The organism is Ruegeria sp. HKCCD7559, from assembly GCF_013110575.1.
GTDB lineage: Bacteria > Pseudomonadota > Alphaproteobacteria > Rhodobacterales > Rhodobacteraceae > Ruegeria.
In genome coordinates this window covers 1-16,341 of the sequence record NZ_WVQU01000006.1, presented here as the reverse complement: position 1 = coordinate 16,341, position 16,341 = coordinate 1, and the positions used below count along the sequence as shown (strand labels likewise).

Annotated in this window: 15 protein-coding genes; 9 read left to right on the top strand and 6 right to left on the bottom strand. The window is 58.1% G+C overall.

The features are described 5' to 3' along the window. Positions 1-20: 20 nt before the first annotated feature. The 3 genes from GS605_RS15375 to GS605_RS15365 all read right to left on the bottom strand — a co-directional run bounded on the left by GS605_RS15375 (position 21) and on the right by GS605_RS15365 (position 3,797). Entirely contained in the window at positions 21-1,289 is a 1,269-nt protein-coding gene (locus GS605_RS15375; RefSeq protein WP_171636305.1) for an MFS transporter, read from the bottom strand. A gap of 178 nt (positions 1,290-1,467) precedes the next feature. Beyond that, positions 1,468-2,640: a diaminopropionate ammonia-lyase gene (locus GS605_RS15370; protein WP_171724530.1), complete on the bottom strand. Its 1,173-nt coding sequence runs from the start codon at positions 2,638-2,640 to the stop codon at positions 1,468-1,470. 14 nt (positions 2,641-2,654) lie between these two features. Continuing rightward, the gene (locus GS605_RS15365) at positions 2,655-3,797 is read right to left on the bottom strand and encodes an amidohydrolase (protein ID WP_171636301.1); all 1,143 of its coding nucleotides are present in this window, start codon (positions 3,795-3,797) and stop codon (positions 2,655-2,657) included. Between the two features lie 109 nt (positions 3,798-3,906). On the opposite strand from GS605_RS15365, the gene GS605_RS15360 reads away from it, so the two are divergent. Continuing rightward, a complete protein-coding gene (locus GS605_RS15360; protein WP_171636299.1) occupies positions 3,907-4,368 on the top strand; it encodes an Lrp/AsnC family transcriptional regulator in 462 nt (153 codons plus the stop codon). A gap of 131 nt (positions 4,369-4,499) precedes the next feature. Here GS605_RS15360 and GS605_RS15355 read toward each other — a convergent pair whose 3' ends face one another. Both GS605_RS15355 and GS605_RS15350 read right to left on the bottom strand, forming a co-directional pair. Beyond that, positions 4,500-6,518 carry a CocE/NonD family hydrolase gene (locus GS605_RS15355; protein WP_171724529.1) on the bottom strand — a complete coding sequence of 673 codons (2,019 nt, stop codon included), beginning with the start codon at positions 6,516-6,518 and terminating at the stop codon, positions 4,500-4,502. An 86-nt stretch (positions 6,519-6,604) separates the two neighbouring features. Beyond that, positions 6,605-8,644 carry an NADH:flavin oxidoreductase gene (locus tag GS605_RS15350; protein ID WP_171724528.1) on the bottom strand — a complete coding sequence of 680 codons (2,040 nt, stop codon included), beginning with the start codon at positions 8,642-8,644 and terminating at the stop codon, positions 6,605-6,607. 450 nt (positions 8,645-9,094) lie between these two features. Between GS605_RS15350 and GS605_RS15345 the strand changes: the two genes are divergently transcribed. After that, on the top strand, positions 9,095-9,439 hold the full coding sequence (locus GS605_RS15345; RefSeq protein ID WP_171117928.1) for a RidA family protein: 345 nt from the start codon (positions 9,095-9,097) through the stop codon (positions 9,437-9,439). 80 nt (positions 9,440-9,519) lie between these two features. Here GS605_RS15345 and GS605_RS15340 read toward each other — a convergent pair whose 3' ends face one another. Beyond that, on the bottom strand, positions 9,520-10,446 hold the full coding sequence (locus GS605_RS15340) for a LysR family transcriptional regulator (RefSeq protein ID WP_171724527.1): 927 nt from the start codon (positions 10,444-10,446) through the stop codon (positions 9,520-9,522). 157 nt (positions 10,447-10,603) lie between these two features. Here GS605_RS15340 and GS605_RS15335 point away from each other — a divergent pair, with 157 nt between their 5' ends. The 7 genes from GS605_RS15335 to GS605_RS15305 all read left to right on the top strand — a co-directional run. Next, positions 10,604-11,620, top strand: a complete 1,017-nt coding sequence (locus GS605_RS15335) for a TRAP transporter substrate-binding protein (RefSeq protein ID WP_171636290.1) — start codon at positions 10,604-10,606, stop codon at positions 11,618-11,620. Positions 11,621-11,687: 67 nt separating this feature from the next. After that, complete coding sequence (locus GS605_RS15330) at positions 11,688-12,224, top strand: TRAP transporter small permease (protein WP_171636288.1); 537 nt, start codon at positions 11,688-11,690, stop codon at positions 12,222-12,224. 17 nt (positions 12,225-12,241) lie between these two features. Beyond that, complete coding sequence (locus GS605_RS15325) at positions 12,242-13,582, top strand: TRAP transporter large permease (protein ID WP_171117920.1); 1,341 nt, start codon at positions 12,242-12,244, stop codon at positions 13,580-13,582. Between the two features lie 17 nt (positions 13,583-13,599). Beyond that, positions 13,600-14,094, top strand: coding sequence for a universal stress protein (locus tag GS605_RS15320; RefSeq protein ID WP_171636286.1), 495 nt, complete (start codon positions 13,600-13,602; stop codon positions 14,092-14,094). Between the two features lie 26 nt (positions 14,095-14,120). After that, positions 14,121-14,507 carry a nuclear transport factor 2 family protein gene (locus GS605_RS15315; protein ID WP_209835032.1) on the top strand — a complete coding sequence of 129 codons (387 nt, stop codon included), beginning with the start codon at positions 14,121-14,123 and terminating at the stop codon, positions 14,505-14,507. Positions 14,508-14,544: 37 nt separating this feature from the next. After that, a complete protein-coding gene (locus GS605_RS15310) occupies positions 14,545-15,948 on the top strand; it encodes an FAD-binding oxidoreductase (RefSeq protein WP_171724526.1) in 1,404 nt (467 codons plus the stop codon). Between the two features lie 44 nt (positions 15,949-15,992). Beyond that, on the top strand, positions 15,993-16,341 hold a 349-nt coding region (locus tag GS605_RS15305), incomplete at its 3' end, for a thiamine pyrophosphate-binding protein (RefSeq protein WP_253283319.1).

Below are 16,341 nucleotides of genomic sequence, written 5' to 3'. Positions count from 1 at the left end.
CCGGACGCGAATGAAACAGCCTATGCTTTGAACCCTTGGGATGAGTCCGGGTTTGTCCGGGTTTCTTCCTCTTGAACCCAGGTTTCGGCCTGCAAGACCCCGGGTTGCCCGGTGCCGATAATCCCCACGACCTGCACATCGCCGGTATCGGTGGGAGCGGCCACCTGAACACGCCGGATCAATGCGAAAAGGGCGACCGCAATACCGATAGCCGCCAGAAGAAACGGAAGACCGCGCCCGCCGAACAATGAGATAGAGTTCGGCCCCAGCATGGTTCCCACCAGCAGGCCGACATTCAGCAGCAGCACCATCGTGCCACTGGCGGGAACGATCTGAGACAGCTTGAGCTGATCATTGGCATGCGCCGTCAGGATCGAATACGCGGGATACAGCCCGATTGCGATCAGAACAAAACCATAGACGATATGAGACGGCGACGTATCGATGGCCATCCAAAGACTGGACAGGGTCGTAACGACACCCAGCCCGATGACCACATAGCGTCTGTCGGTGTGATCAGACAGCCAGCCGATCGGGTATTGCACCACCGCACCGGCGATCAGCGCCGCCACCAGCGCCCCTGACGCCTGCGCCGTCGTAAAGCCGTTTTGCAACGCATAAAGCGGCAACGAGATATAAGACGCCGCGACACCGATGCTGACCAGAACGATACCGATGACTGCGATGGGCGAAACCTTGTAAAGCACGGGAACCGACATGCGTTCCGGAGCGGCATATTCCGGCGCCTTGTTGCCCGACAGAAGAAGCGGCACGATCGAAAGCGAAATCAGGATGGAAACAAGCCCGAACAGCAGGTTCCCAGTGGGGTCGGGAAAGCCTACTATGGCGGTGCCAAGCGCCGGGCCGGCAAGCTGGATAATGAAATACAGCGACAGGACCTGAGCGCGCATGTTGTTCTCGGACTTCGCGTTCAGCCAGCTTTCGGTGATGACGTAAAGCCCCGGGTAACAAAATCCGCCCAACAGACGCATCACGCTCCAGCTGATCGCGTCGCTGGTCAGCAGATGTACGATGGCCGCAATCGAAACCAGCGAGGCGAGGGCCGAAAATGCCCGAATATGCCCGACATTTTCGACCAGCCTCGGGGCAAGTGCCGTCCCTGCAAGCGCACCCAGGGGATAGCTTGCCTGCATGACGGAAATCGTGAAGTCACTAAAGCCCAGACTGGCCCCCCGGATCGTCAGCAACGTCGCCAACAGACCGTTGGCAACCATCAGCATGAACATCCCAAGGAACAGTGCCCAGTTTTCGTTTAACGCGCGTATCATAGCGAACCGCTACTGATGCGGGGCGGGCCTGTATACAACTCCTACGACATCGGGATGTCGTTTGATGGAACTTCTCCGTTGCGGGCCACAATGTCGGATTCAACCGTCCCAAGGCCCATTGCAACTGGGTTTTCGGCTGAGCTGATTGGCCTCTGTGCCCGCAGGAATTGCGGCTGAGTTACACGTCGCCTTGCATGATCCGGGCATAGATATCGGGATCCGTCACGCCTTCAGAGCCGATCGTCAAAACCCGAGACTGCGGCGTCAATCCAAGCTTCTGGAAAAGCTCGGGGTTGTTGGCCGCTTCGATCAATGCGGCCAATCCGGCAACGCCGCTCTCTCCGGCTTCGATCGCCGGATCACTACCATGCGGACGCGCCAGGCGACGGACGGTGGGCGGTATCAGCTGATCGTCGATTGTCAGAAAGTCCGAGGCTTCGCTGCGCAAAACCTCCCACGCCATCGGTGACGGCACCCCGCAGGACAAACCCGCCATGATGGTCTCTTCATCGATATCTACGGACGCGGCTTGCCCCTGCCTTGCGCTTTCGAACAAACACGCCGCCAGATGCGGTTCCACGACCACGACGCGCGGCGCGGCATCACCCCAGGCCTGACGCAATGCTGCCGCAACTGCCGCGGCAAGCCCTCCAACTCCACCTTGCAGAAAGACATGCGTCGGTGCCGCGTCCATTACATCCACGACTTCTTTGACCATGACACCATAGCCCGACATCACGTCGCGCGGCGGGTCGGTGTAGCCTGGCCAGGATGTGTCCGAAACCACGAACCAGCCGTTCTCGTCGGCTTCCCGCCGACACTGATCCACCGAGGCGTCATAGTCTCCATTGATGCGCACGACGTCGGCCCCGAGTTCGCGCATGGCCTGCGCGCGGCCTTCACTGACTTCGGCGTGAATGTAGATCCGGCACGGCGCGCCGAACCGCTTGCACCCCCACGCGAGCGACCGACCGTGGTTGCCATCGGTTGCCGAAACAAGCGTGATACTGGCAACCATGTCGGCGCAGCGGCCAGTACGGATATCTTCCAATGACACGTCCTGACCGGTCCGGCGCGATATTTCGCGTTGCAGAACACGCAAGGCGGCAAAGGCCCCCCCCAAGGCCTTGAAACTTCCAAGACCAAACCGGGGACCTTCATCCTTGTAGTGGACTTCCGCGACTCCGATCTCGGCTGCCAACGATGGCAAAGAATGCAGAGGCGTTGGCGCATACCCCTCCCATTGGGTGATTTCCCTTGCTGCGCGATCGAAATCCTGTTGTGACAAAACGGTTTCGGCAGCGGGGCCAAAGCTCGGCCTGCCTGCCTGATGGGCGATGATTTCTGTCATGGTCGTGTATCCTGTCAGGGGGTCAGCGGCAGGCGCTGCCGTACCAGCTCTGCCCAGAGTTCTGCACCCAGCGGGAGCAGTGCGTCGTTGAAATCGTAATCAGCCGAGTGCAGCGGACGGCCGTTTGATCCTTCGGTCCCGTTGCCGATAAGCAGGAAACACCCGGGCACAACGGCGGCAAATTCAGCAAAATCTTCCGAGAAAGACATGGCAGAGCGGTCTCCGTCCACCTCAAGACCCATGGCCGAAGCCGCTGCAACGACATGCGATGCGGCATCGGCATCATTGTTTGCCTCGATGAATGCGGTACGGAAATCCACACTCACCTCGACGCCATGGCTTTCGGCCACACCGCCTGCGATCTGGCGCATGGTGCGTTCGATCAGCTTGCGGTCTGCCGGTGACATGGCCCGCGCGTCACCTTTCAGAACAGTACGCCCCGGAAGGACATTGCGCTGCCCGTCGGTGGTGAACTCGGTCACCGACACCACGGCGCCGGATGAAGGTGCAAGCTTGCGTGAAACGATGGTTTGCAGGGCCAATACAAGTTCCGCCGCAGGCGTGATCGTTTCGCGCCCGACATGGGGCATCGAGGCATGACCGCCTTGACCGGAAAGCGTGATTTCAAACAGGCTTTCACTGCAACAGATGACACCGGCGCGGGTGGAAACCCGCCCGACAGGCTCACCCGGAAGATTGTGCGCGCCGTAAACCTCATCAATCGGGAAGGTCCGCAAAACGCCCTCATCGATCATCGCTTTTGCCCCAAGCCCATGCTCTTCATTGGGCTGGAACAGAAAGACAACCGTGCCGTCAAACGTCGGATCCTTGGCCAGCAATTCGGCGGCCCCAAGCAGCATCACCGTGTGGCCATCATGTCCACAGGCATGCATGACACCTTCGTTCTGCGACTTGTGCGCAAACGTATTGACCTCAGTAATCGGGAGCGCGTCGAAATCCGCGCGCAGCCCAATGGCGCGATTGCCATTGCCCGCCTTCAAGACGCCCACGACACCGACCCCTTCAAACACCTCGATGCCCAGGTTGCGCAGATGCCCGGCAATCCGGTTCTTGGTCCAGACTTCCTGAAACCCAAGCTCGGGGTTGCGATGAAACTCATGGCGCAACGCACGCAGGCGTTCTGTCAATGCTGTCACGGCAAAACTTCCCCTTCGACGTGTTGCTTCACATGTGAGAAACAAGTTTATTGCAAGTGACCTGAAAAAAGGGCTCTAGTTAGTGGCAAGCCATGCAAGTTTCTTTCACATGACGCAATTGGATGACTTTGACCGCGCGATCCTGCGGATTCTGCAACAAGACAACAGAACCACGCAGCACAAGATTGGCGAGGCCGTAAATCTGTCCGCACCCTCGGTGCAGCGCCGTATCCGCCGGATGGAGGCCGAGGGCGTGATTCGAGCCAATGTGGCCGTCGTTGACCCGGCGGCCGTAGGTCTTCAACTTACCATCTTCGTTGAACTTGAACTGGTCAGTGAAACCCCGGACGAGATCGATGCCGTCAAGAAAACCCTGCTGAATGCTCCGGAAGTCCAGCAATGCTTTTACGTGACCGGAGAGGTTGATTTCATGGTTGTCGTGGTCGTCGAAAGCATGGCGGTTTACGAAGATTTCACCCGCAGGATGTTCTTTGAAAACGGCAATATTAGAAAGTTCAGAACCTTCGTTTCCATGGATACCATCAAATCCGGCAGTGCTTTGGGGTTCTGACCGGCACATGGTGCAACGACAGGACCGTCCAGACATGTCCGCGCAAGTCTGGACCATTCGGTTGGGTTGACAGGACTGCGAAGGCAAGTCCAGTCACGGGTCTCAACGCAATTTTTCCAACGTGTTTTCAACTACATTCCATTGCGCGGAATGACATGCGCTTTCTCTTCCTCAAAGATCAGCTCCTCCCCTGACCATGCCTTCAGGCGCGAGATCAAATGAAACTCGGTGGCCGTTGCCCGTTGTTCGGAATAGGTCCATATCCTGGCCGACCAGTCCTCACGGTCGAAACCGGCGGTCTGCTCCATCGTGGCAACAGCAGAAAGCGGGTCACCCGGATGGATTGAATATCTTCGATCCGACACGTCGCTGAGCACCGTCCCAATATCGTCCAGGCGGAAATCACCCACCGGCCCGAAGACGCCCCCGTCCAGAAAAAACCTGTGTGTCACCTTGCCATTGGTCAGGTCCGTGTGGACCGAGCGTTCCATCGAGCCCGAGCGCACCTTGGTCTTTCTTGCGGCCTCACCGGACGCCGATGGTTCCGGCAGCGGGCGGGGTTCGGTTGTGTCAACGCCTGGGTTGCGGATGGGCAAGTGCAACTGAGATTGACCCGGGCGGATTGTAAGTGTCACAGGTTCGGGGGCGGGCCAGAGTACCGGCCAGTAAGCCGAAGCGATCTGCAAAACGATGCGATGACCTGACGGAACCCGATATCCTGTTCCATACATCGAGACGGTAACAGCCATCTCTTCCCCGGGTGTGATCGGCGTGGGTTCTGTATCGCTGATCCGGTGGTTGAGGTTGCAGAATCCCCTGGCAATCAGCGTCTGCGCACCGTTCGGGGCTTCGTCCACCAGCAATACAACGACAAAGCCCTGAGTCTGATCTGCTGACACCTTCAGATCGACCGATGGTTGCCCCAGGATATCAAGTGCGTCTTCAAGTGGCGCCGCTTTGAACTGCAACGCGCCGGCGGCGTCGATCCGGCAATCTGCCGCCATGTCTCCGGGAATGGCGAAAGAGCACATATCACCTGCGGCCGCCCCAAAGCTTTGCGGCGAGCAAATCGCAAGCTCTGCCGCGGAAACGGGGTCTGCCTCAAGCGTCAGATGATTCAGCCACAGGGACGTGTTGGTGATATTCGGTGACGGCCAGCTCGGCTCTTCGACCCAGCGCCCCGTGCGTTCCAGATGCGTTCCGGTCGGCGCTGCGCTGTCTTGAAGGAAAAAACGCAAGGGTGGTTCGTCCATCAACCCTGTGTCTTTTCCCTTCAGCCAGTGATCCCAGAACCGGATGACCTCGCCGACGAAATCAGCCTTGGGGCCGGGCACCCCTTCATGCGGGTAAAGATGCGCCCAGGGCCCCATCAGGATCTTGACCGGTCCGCTGAGGTGTTCGGCAATGCGGAATGGGGTATCGCGGTATAGATCCATCCAGCCGCCGAAAAAGTAGACCGGTATATCCACGTCGGCATAGTTCTCGCAGATCGAACCGCGCCGCCACATCTCGTCATGGGTCTGGTGTTCCAGCCACATGGCCGGCCAGAACGCGGCGCCTTCCAACCGCTCGCGCCACATGTCAAGCCAGCGGTCCGGGCCGACAATCTCTGGGTCTGGTGGCATGGCGTTGTACAGCTGCATGATCGAGCCCCACCAGAAATTGTCGTTGGCCAGACATCCGCCGTAAAAGTGGATGTCCTCGCGCCACCGGTTGTCTGTGCCCATCACCGGTGCGATCGCCTTCAACGCCGCAGGGCGCGTCGCCGCCACTTGGAACGCGTTATATGCGCCCCAGCTTTTGCCGAACATTCCGACATTTCCATCGCACCAGTCCTGATCGGCGATCCACTGGATGAGGTCGTGACCGTCCTGAATCTCCTGATGCGAATACTCATCTTTGGAAACACCATCACTGTCGCCATAGCCTCGGATATCAACGCGGATCGACGCGTAACCGGCGGCGGCAAACTGCGGATGCATGCTTTCATCCCGCATGCGTGTCCTGTCCCGGCGGCGATAGGGGATGTATTCTACGATACAGGGCACAGGGGCGTTGTTCGCGCTTTCCGGCAGCCACAGGCGCGCCGCAAGTTTCGTGCCGTCAGGCAGCGGTATCCAAACAGTCTCGATGACCTCAATATTGCTCATGTCCGGTCCTTTTCGTTCGGGCGCATAAGGGGTTTCATGCCGTGCGGGCAATCGGCTGTACGTGTTCAACGCATTCTCAGATGGCGTCACCACCAAAGGCCTAGGCGCAGCGCGTCATAGACTGCCGCGTGTATGTTGCGCGAAGAAACGGCGTCTCCGATCCGGTAAAGATCAAAACCGGCATTCGGGTTCACCTGCGGAAACACGTCACCCGAATTGGCGACAAGAGCGTCGTGATCCACACGGCCACGATTTCGCGAAAGCGGCTTGAGTTGGAAATAGAGATCATCCAGAGGCAAGGTGCCCTGATTGACAATGACCTGATCATACACGCGCTTTTCAACAAGTTTCGAGTAATCCGTTCCAATCGCCGCTTCCAGTTGATTGCCTGAGCGAACCAGCGATTTCAGCGTTCGGGTAACGGTGAACACCGCCCCCGTTTTTTGCAGCGCACGCATATATGGCACCAGATTCATGCCCATGATCTCGGGCGCAAAGCTGCGGTCGCGGGTCATGATCTCAACCCGCGCACCGGACCCGGCGATGACCTCGGCCGCCATCAGGGCCGGGTGGTCGCCCGCATCATCGTAGATCAGGACATTTTCGCCCGGTTGCACGTCTGCCGACAGGATGTCCCAGGCCGAAACCGCCAGATCGTTGCCGGTTTCCAATATTGTCGTCTCGGGCAAGCCTCCGGTTGCAATCACGACCATATCCGGGGCAAAGGTTGTTACGTTCTCCGCCTCTGCAAACGTGTTGAACTGAAACCTGACGTCGCGCGCAGCACATTGCGCCATGCGCCAGTCGATGATCCCGATCATCTCGGCCCGGCGTCGGGATTGCGCGGCCAGACGCACCTGACCTCCGGGTTCAGGGGCCGCTTCCAGAACGGTAACGTCATGCCCGCGCTCTGCCGCGACCCGCGCGGCTTCAAGCCCTCCGGGCCCTGCGCCGACGACGACCGCCCGGCGGCGGGATTTGGCTGCGGGGATCACATGCGGCATCGACAATTCGCGCCCGGTAGCGGGGTTGTGAATGCAAAGGGCTTCACCCGCCTGATAAATTCGGTCCAGGCAGTAGGTTGCACCGACGCAGGGGCGGATTTCATCCTCCTGACCGGCCCGGATCTTGGACACGATCATCGGGTCGGCCATATGCGCGCGGGTCATGCCGACCATATCCAACAACCCCGAGGCCACGGCATGTCGTGCGGTTGCCACATCGGGAATGCGCGATGCATGAAAGGTCGGCATCCCGATTTCGGCTCGTACGCGCCCGGCAAAATCCAGATGAGGCGCACTTTTCATGCCCTGTACCGGGATCACATCCGTCATGGCCGGATCCGTATGAATGCGCCCGCGGATGACGTTCAGGAAATCGACCTGACCGCTGTCGCGCAGCCTTCGGGCGATTTCCAGCCCGTCTTCTTCGGTGATGCCGCCTTTTTCGACTTCATCCGCGGTATAGCGGACGCCAACGATAAAATCCTGCCCGACACGGTTGCGGATTGCATCCAGAACCATGAAGCCGAACCGCAACCGATTGTCGAAACTGCCGCCATAGGGCGCGTCCATCGTATTGGTGAGTGGTGACCAGAACTGATCGATCAGGTGGCCATAGGCTTGCAATTCGATTCCGTCGAGACCCGCGGCCTTCATACGCTCGGCTGCATCGGCGTAGTCGCTTACGATCCGTTCGACATCATGGTCTTCCATCTTCTTGGCAAAGGCCCGGTGGGCCGGTTCACGATAATGCGAAGAAGAGACCGACGGCAGCCAATCGCCCTTGTTCCAACCCGTGCGCCGCCCCAGATGGGTCAACTGGATCATGACCGCGCAACCATGAGCATGGCAGGCATCCGTCAATTCAGCCATCCAGCGCACCACCTCGTCCTTGTAGGCAAGGATGTTGTTGAACACCGGTGGGCTGTCGCGACTGACGGTGGCGGAACCCGCCGTCATGGTCATCGCGACCCCAGCTTTCGCGCGCATCTCATGATAGGCGCGGTAACGCTCTTTCGGCATACCGTCTTCGGGGTAGGCGGGTTCATGACTGGTCGTCATGATCCTGTTCTTCAGCGTCAGATGCTTCAGCTGATAGGGTTGCAGCAGCACATCGCGGGTCATGACCACCCGTCCTTTGTTGGAACCATTGACGTCAGTCGACCAACTTCGCTGTCCTGCATCGGACATGCAAAAAGCAGTGTTTCGGCAGTGCCGGGTGGCATATGGCGCTCCGATATTGGGGCGAGCGGAGAAGCTCTTGACCGATTGAAAGCAGACTGGGAAACCTCCGTCAAACGCCTTGTGAACCAAAGTCGCGATGTTTCTCCGAATGCGTTGGCCGAGGCGCGCAAGACAGGACAGAAAAGGTATCCGCGAAAACGACCTGTCCGCAAGGCGCTGGCAACCGCTTATCCCGTCGCCGCGCACCGGACATAAGCGTGCTGTTAGGCTGAAAACTCCCGCGCGGCAGGCTGGCAGTTTTTCGATGATTGAAGGTCTGGGCTGGCGGTTGGCGTCGTTTCGCTCTATCGCCCAACTGGAACATACCTTTCGTGACAGGAGACAGCAGTCGTGACCATCACTCGGATCGAGACCGGCAAGCGCATGAGCCGCATCGTCAAACATAACGGAACCGCCTATCTGTGCGGTCAGGTTTCCGATGCCGCAACCGTTGCCGATCAAACCCGTGACATCCTTGCCAAGATCGAGGACCTTCTGGCCAAGGCTGGCAGCGACAAGACGCGTATCCTGCAATGCGTGATCTGGCTGTCGGACATGGCCGACTTTGCCGAAATGAACGCGGTCTGGGATGCCTGGGTGCCAGAGGGCCACGCCCCGGCCCGCGCCTGCGGCGAGGCGAAACTGGCCCGTGATGTTCTGAAGGTCGAGATGATCGTTACCGCAGCCTGCGATTGATCCGCCCGGCCTTGCGCCGTGTGCTGATTTCAGGCGTGGGCGGGTTTGGGTCTGGGAAACAAGACGTCCTGCCCGCGTTCCTACTGTACCTGAGAATGTACCTTTACCAGAGTTTCCAGAAACAGCTTGGCCACGCGTGTTGGCGCAGGTTGTTTTCTGGCCACGGCCGCGAAACGGGTTCTGTATTTGATCTCTTTGGGCAGAACCTTTTTCATAAGCCCATGTTCGACAAATTCCTGCGCCAGATGATCGGGAAGAAACCCAAGGTAGCGACCTGAAAGTATCAGAATGACAAGGGCTTGTTCGTTCTGCACTTTGGCCGCACGTCGAAACCCCAGTTGTTGACCAACGATGAGGTTCGGAGAGTTCACGTGCAGGCCGGCGTAGTTGAACTTGCGAAGAACACTCAGTTTCAACTCTGGATCCGAGCGGTCAAACAGGGGGTGTTCCTGCCCACAGTACAAATACATGTTTTCCCCGTAGAGCGGCGTGTATTCCAGGCTTGCCGATGGTCTGTGCAAAGCGATGATACCGACATCCAGTTGCCCGCTGATGACCATTGTTTCGATCACGTTGGGGGGTTCCAGCGACAGTTCGATGTGAACCGCCGGTGCGGCCTCATTGAACTTGTGAATGGTGCGGGCAAGTTGGGCTTCCGGGTTGGTCGTACATTGATCGAACAGAGCCACGCGAATGCTGCCGGCCAGTTGTTGTTTGACTTCGTTGACCTCGGTTCTGAACTGCGCCACGGAAATAAGCAGGTCTTCTGCCGCGGCCAGCACCTTTTCGCCGTCTTCCGTCAGTGAAAACCCTGACGGCCCCCGGTTGCACAGCTTTAGGCCAAGCCTCAGTTCCAGGTCAGACAAGTGTTTCGAGATCGTCGATTTGCCGATGTTCAGCTCGATCTCGGCGGCCGTGATGCCACCACTTTCCGCGACGGTTTTGAACACGCGCAGCAGACGGATGTCCGTGTCGCCGATCCGGGTATCAAGTTTGTTCCGTCTCATATCGTATGTTTGAAATTTATGAAACCTTTCGCGCAAATATTAACAACGACGAAACCAAGTTGGCAAGTTAGCTTCGTGTCGCCGAGGTAGAATCGGACTGGCCACCTTCTCCCCAGGTCAGCGCGCACCTCGAAACACGACATATGGGAGGAAATCCATGTCATTTATTAAAAAGCTTGGCACTTTCAGCGCAGCCGTCTCCGTTGCCGCACTGATGGTTGCAGGCACGGCCGAGGCGAAGAACTTCAAGATCGCTGTCGGCGACAGCGCGGGCAGCGCACAAGAGGCGCTGGGGCTCGCGTTCGTAAAAGCGCTCGAAGAAAAATCAGGTGGTGAGCACACCGCGACACTGTTTCTCAACGGTCAGCTCGGTTCCGAGCAGGACACGGTGAACGAGGCGGCGATTGGCACGCTGGATATGTCGCTGCTGGCGATCAACAACATCACGCCGTTCTCGCCTTCGGTCGGTGTTTTCACACTGCCTTACGTGATCCTCAGCCTGGAAGATGCCGAAAAACTGACCCAGGGTCCCATCGGTCAGGAACTGGTCGAAAACACCATCCGTGATGCCGGTGTGCGCATCATCGGCTGGACCTATACCGGTTTCCGCCGTCTGACGAACTCGAAGAAGCCGGTCAAATCGGTTGCGGATTTGCAGGACCTGATCATTCGCGTTCCCAAAAACGAAATCATGATCGAAACCTACAAGGCATGGGGCATCAACCCGACCCCGATGGCCTGGTCGGAAACCTTCACCGGCCTGCAGACCAAAGTGGTTGACGGTCAGGACAACCCTTACCTGACGATCAATGCGATGAAGTTCTACGAGGTTCAGAACCACGTCACCAACCTGCGTTACATCTTCTCGATCGAACCGCTGATCATCTCGGAAGCCGTGTTCCAGGACCTGTCCGAAGAGGAACAGCAGATGATCCTGGAAGCAGGGCAGGAAGCCACTCAGGTCTCGGCCCAGTTCCTGCGGGACTCGGAAGCAGCCATCAAGGAAGAGCTGACGGCCAAGGGGATGGAAATCATCGACCCCGAGAACGACGAAGCCGAGTTCATTCAACTGGCGACCGAAGCTGTATGGCCGCAATTCTACGAGTCCATTGGTGGTGTCGAGAAACTGAATGCAGTTCTTGAAGCCATCGGCCGCGAGCCGGTCCAGCAATAATCGTCGCACGGCGATACCGGGAAGAGCGCTGCGGCGCTCTTCTCACTTCAGGGAGGAGTGAAACCACATGTTCTGGAAATTTCTGGACAACATAGAAAGTGTCATCTGCCGGATCCTCTTATCCGGCTTCGTCTGCCTTTTGTTCGTGCAGATCATCGCGCGCGAGGTCTTCGGCTTTTCGGTCAGCTGGATCGAGGAACTCTCGGTCTACATGTTCGTCTGGTTCGTCTATTTCGGCGCAAGTTACGCCGCTCTGAAAGGTGCGCATAACCGCGTGACATTCCAGTTCAAGTTCCTGCCCGATGGGTCGATCAAATACATCGAAGCCTTCGCCGATCTCTTCTGGCTCTTCTTCAATGTCTACTTCCTGTATCTGGCGACGGATTTTGTCTTCAACAAGATGAACAAGTTCTGGAAATCCCAGACCCTGGGTATCGAGATGAAGTACGTCTACATGGTGCTGCCCATCGCGTTTGCGCTGATGACCGTCCGCATCATTCAGGTGAATTACCGCCGCCTTATCAAGGGCGAGGATATTCACGATCCCGATCAGATCGACCTCGACGAAATCAAAGCTGCGACTGAAGCAGCAAAGAAATCCTAAGGGCAGGGGGATAAACCATGGAATCCGAAATCGTCACAATCCTGTTTGGGTCTTTCCTGTTTCTGCTGCTCATTGGCGCGCCGATCACTGTGGCGCTGGGTGTGGCATCGCTGGTCTCATTCCTTTACCTGGACGAGAACCCGATCAAATTCGTGCAGATCGCCTTTACCTCGGTGGGTGCTTTCCCCCTGATGGCGTTGCCTGCCTTCATACTTGCCGGGGCCCTGATGGAGGCCGCCGGTATCTCAAAACGCCTGATCAATGTTGCTGAAAGTCTGGCTGGTCCATTCACCGGCGGTATTTCGGCTGCAACGGTTATGGCCTGTCTGTTCTTTGGCGCCATTTCGGGCTCGGGCCCGGCAACAACCGCGGCCGTTGGGATGCTGATGATCCCTGCGATGATCGACCGCGGCTATGAGCGCGGCTATGCCTCGGCGATCACTGCGTCCTCTGGCGGCCTCGGGATTATCATTCCTCCCTCCATCCCGATGGTGATCTTCGGCATTGCCGCGCTCGGCATGGCGCCGCCGCCGGAAGCCGTGGAAAAGTTCGGAACCTTTCAGTCGGTTTCGATCTCGAAACTGTTCATTGCCGGATTCGTCCCGGCCTTCCTAATCGCCACCAGCCTGCTGATCCTGAACTTCTTCATGTCGAAAAAGCGCGGCTACAAGGGCGTTTCCGAAGGTTGGTCGATCCGTCACGTGGGCTGCGAAATGTATCGCGGTTTCTGGTCGCTGATGGCGCCGCTGGTGATCCTGGGCGGTATCTATACCGGCTTCTTCACTCCGACCGAGGCGGCAATCGTGGCGATTTTCTACACCCTGTTCGTGGGCGTGGTTATCTACCGCGAACTGACCTGGCAGTCGCTGTTCCAGTCGCTCGAGGCCACCACCTGGCTCACGGGCCGTGTTCTGCTGATCCTGTTCACCGCGACCGTGTTTGGCCGACTGCTGGTGGAAAACCAGATCCCGGCGATCATCGCGGATTCGATGCTCAGCTTCACGGACAACCTCTATGTCATCTGGACGCTGATCATCTTTTTCCTGCTGTTCGTCGGCATGTTCATGGAGACGCTGGCCACCATCCTGATCCTGGTTCCGGTGATGCTGCCGGTGGCTTATTCGGTGGGTATCGATCCGATCCACTTTGGCGTGGTGATGGTCTGCACGCTGGGTATCGGTTTCCAGACTCCACCACTGGGCGAAAACCTGTTCATCGCCTCGGGTATCTCGAACATCACGATCGAACAGATCTCATTGCGTGCGCTGCCTTTTGCGGCCGCCAACACGATTGCAATCTTCATCATCGCCTTCTTCCCTGAACTGTCGCTGTGGCTCCCACGGCTGTTTGGCTACTGATCTGAAAGGATGACGACATGAAACAGATGGTCACAAACATCCTCTTTGCCACTGACCTGTCCGAAAACTCGGGTCACGCCATGCGCCATGCCGCCAGCATCGCGCAGGCTACGGGGGCCGAAATTCACGTGCTGCATGTGAATGAGCCACTGTCGGACGATGCCAAGATCACGATGGAGATATTCATCCTGAATGAAGAAACCCGCAAGACCGCGATCGAGCGTCGTCACGAGATGGTGCGCAAGGTTCTGGCCGAACGGCAAGCCAAATTCTGGGCGCAGTTCGACGGCGACGATGGAAAAATTCGCGATCAGATCACCTCGGTCGAAGTCACCGATGGCCACCCGGCCGAAGTGATCCTGCGCCGCTCGGTCGAACTGGGCTGTGATCTGATCGTGCTGGGTGCGCATGATCACGGCTTTTCGCATACGTTTCTGGGCACCGTCGCAAAACGCGTTTTGCGGCGCTCCAAGATACCGACACTGATCGTTCCGAACCCGGACGAAACGTAACAACCCCACTGACAAGGAAGTACAAAATGAGCAAAACTCTGACCGCGCAGGACCTGGCGGACACGTTTGACGCGTTCAACCGCCATGACATCGACGGCGTAATGACCCACTTCGCCGACGACTGCGTGTTCTACACCGTGGCTGGTGACGAGAAATACGGCAACAAGGTTGAAGGTGCCGAAGCCATAGCCGCCGCGTTTTCAGGCGTCTGGGCAGGCATGAAAGACGCCCATTGGGACCATCACAGCCATTTTGTCCACGGTGATCGTGCCGTGTCCGAGTGGACCTTCTCAGGAACCGACGCAAACGGTATGCGGATCGAAGCTGAAGGTGCGGATCTGTTCACCGTTCGTGACGGTAAAATCGTCGTAAAACAGGCGCTTCGAAAGACGCGTCCAATGTTCAAAGCCTGATCCGCCGCCCTGCGCGCAGCCTCGGAGAAAAACAAGAATGGTGGATAACAGCATCCCGCGTCACTGGCCCAAGGCCAGCTATGACCCGAAATATGACCCGATCATAGATGCGGGTCCGGGTCACAATCGCGACCACGCGCCCACATATTGGATTGGAACGGCCGGAACACCTCCGGCCGATGATGGACCTGTGTCCAGCGATATGGATGCGGATGTGGTGGTGATCGGGTCGGGGTATACCGGCCTGTCCACCGCCATTCATCTTGCCAAGGAACACGGCATTCAAGCCGTTGTTTTAGAAGCAAATACAGTCTCTTGGGGCTGCTCCACCCGCAATGGCGGGCAGGCCCAGATCTCATCCGGACGGCTGAAACGGTCGCAATGGATTCAGCGCTGGGGCACGGACGTGGCCAAGCGCATGCATGCCGAGGTCACAGAAGCGTTTCAGCTGTTCAACAATCTGATTGCGTCGGACGATATCGATTGCGACCCGCAGCCAGGCGGCCACTACTACATCGCGCATCGCGACAAGGTCATGCCCTCCCTCAAGAAAGAAAGCAAGCTGCTCAACGACGTGTTCGGCTATGGTTCGCGGATTCTCTCTCGGGAAGAACTTCACGAAAAGCACGTGCGCGATATGGAGGCCGCAGGTGCCATGTGGGAACCTGACGGGACCTGCATCCATGCGGGTAAACTGGCCTTCGGCTACGTCAACATGGCGCGCCGTCTGGGGGTGAAAATTCACACCGGCAGCCCGGTCATGGGATGGCAGACGAAGAACGGCGTGCATCACCTGCGCACACCGGGCGGCATCGTCCGCGCCAAAACGGTGGCCTTGGCAACCGCGGGCTATACTCCGCCGGGTCTGAACACGCGCACAAAGCACCGCCTGATGCCCATCCTGTCCAACTCGATGGTGACACGGCCGCTTACCCAGGCCGAACTGGATGAGTGTGGCATTCAGACCAAATCCCCCCTGACCGACACGCGTACGCTGCGCCACTATTACCGCCTGCTGCCGGACAATCGGATGCAGATCGGCAGCCGCAGCGCGGTGACAGGGCGTGATGCCGAGAACGAAAAACATCTGGAGCTACTGAAAAAGGGTCTCGCCCGAAAGTTCCCGGCGCTGACGGATATCAACCTCGACTACTCGTGGTGGGGCTGGGTCGATGTCAGCCATGATATGATGCCGCGTATCTTCCAGCCGGACCCGCAGCAGCGCGTGTTCTACGCGATGGGATACGGTGGCAACGGCGTGATGTACTCGGCTCAGGCCGGGCGTCGTATGGCACAGCTGATCGCGGGTAAGAAAGACAAGGCGTTTGAACTACCGATCTTCACGTCCCCGCTGCCCAGCCACGGCATTCTGACGCCTTTCCGCCGACTGGGACAGCGCATGGCGTATGTCGGCTACTACCTCAAAGACGAAATACTGTAACTCACAGGGGCTTCGGCGCCCTGAAAGGATAAGGAAACACTCACATGAAAATGACGACGGAAGAGGCCTTTGTTAAGGTTTTGCAGATGCACGGGATTGAGCATGCGTTCGGGATCATTGGATCTGCGATGATGCCGATCTCGGACTTGTTCCCGAAGGCCGGGATCATGTTCTGGGACTGTGCGCATGAAGGCAGCGCGGGGATGATGGCGGATGGCTACACCCGTGCGACCGGCAAGATGTCGATGATGATCGCGCAGAACGGCCCCGGCATCACCAATTTCGTGACCGCCGTGAAAACCGCCTACTGGAACCACACGCCGCTGCTGCTGGTCACTCCGCAGGCGGCGAACAAGACCATCGGTCAGGGCGGTTTCCAGGAAGTTGAGCAGA

Bases quoted from the DNA above. Each gene is read 5' to 3' on its own strand.
- GS605_RS15335 (WP_171636290.1), top strand. From the start codon at position 10,604: ATGTCATTTATTAAAAAGCTTGGCACTTTCAGCGCAGCCGTCTCCGTT.
- GS605_RS15325 (WP_171117920.1), top strand. From the start codon at position 12,242: ATGGAATCCGAAATCGTCACAATCCTGTTTGGGTCTTTCCTGTTTCTG.
- GS605_RS15315 (WP_209835032.1), top strand. From the start codon at position 14,121: ATGAGCAAAACTCTGACCGCGCAGGACCTGGCGGACACGTTTGACGCG.
- GS605_RS15360 (WP_171636299.1), top strand. From the start codon at position 3,907: ATGACGCAATTGGATGACTTTGACCGCGCGATCCTGCGGATTCTGCAA.
- GS605_RS15350 (WP_171724528.1), bottom strand. From the start codon at position 8,644: ATGACCCGCGATGTGCTGCTGCAACCCTATCAGCTGAAGCATCTGACG.
- GS605_RS15310 (WP_171724526.1), top strand. From the start codon at position 14,545: ATGGTGGATAACAGCATCCCGCGTCACTGGCCCAAGGCCAGCTATGAC.
- GS605_RS15320 (WP_171636286.1), top strand. From the start codon at position 13,600: ATGAAACAGATGGTCACAAACATCCTCTTTGCCACTGACCTGTCCGAA.
- GS605_RS15355 (WP_171724529.1), bottom strand. From the start codon at position 6,518: ATGAGCAATATTGAGGTCATCGAGACTGTTTGGATACCGCTGCCTGAC.
- GS605_RS15370 (WP_171724530.1), bottom strand. From the start codon at position 2,640: ATGACAGAAATCATCGCCCATCAGGCAGGCAGGCCGAGCTTTGGCCCC.
- GS605_RS15330 (WP_171636288.1), top strand. From the start codon at position 11,688: ATGTTCTGGAAATTTCTGGACAACATAGAAAGTGTCATCTGCCGGATC.
- GS605_RS15340 (WP_171724527.1), bottom strand. From the start codon at position 10,446: ATGAGACGGAACAAACTTGATACCCGGATCGGCGACACGGACATCCGT.
- GS605_RS15375 (WP_171636305.1), bottom strand. From the start codon at position 1,289: ATGATACGCGCGTTAAACGAAAACTGGGCACTGTTCCTTGGGATGTTC.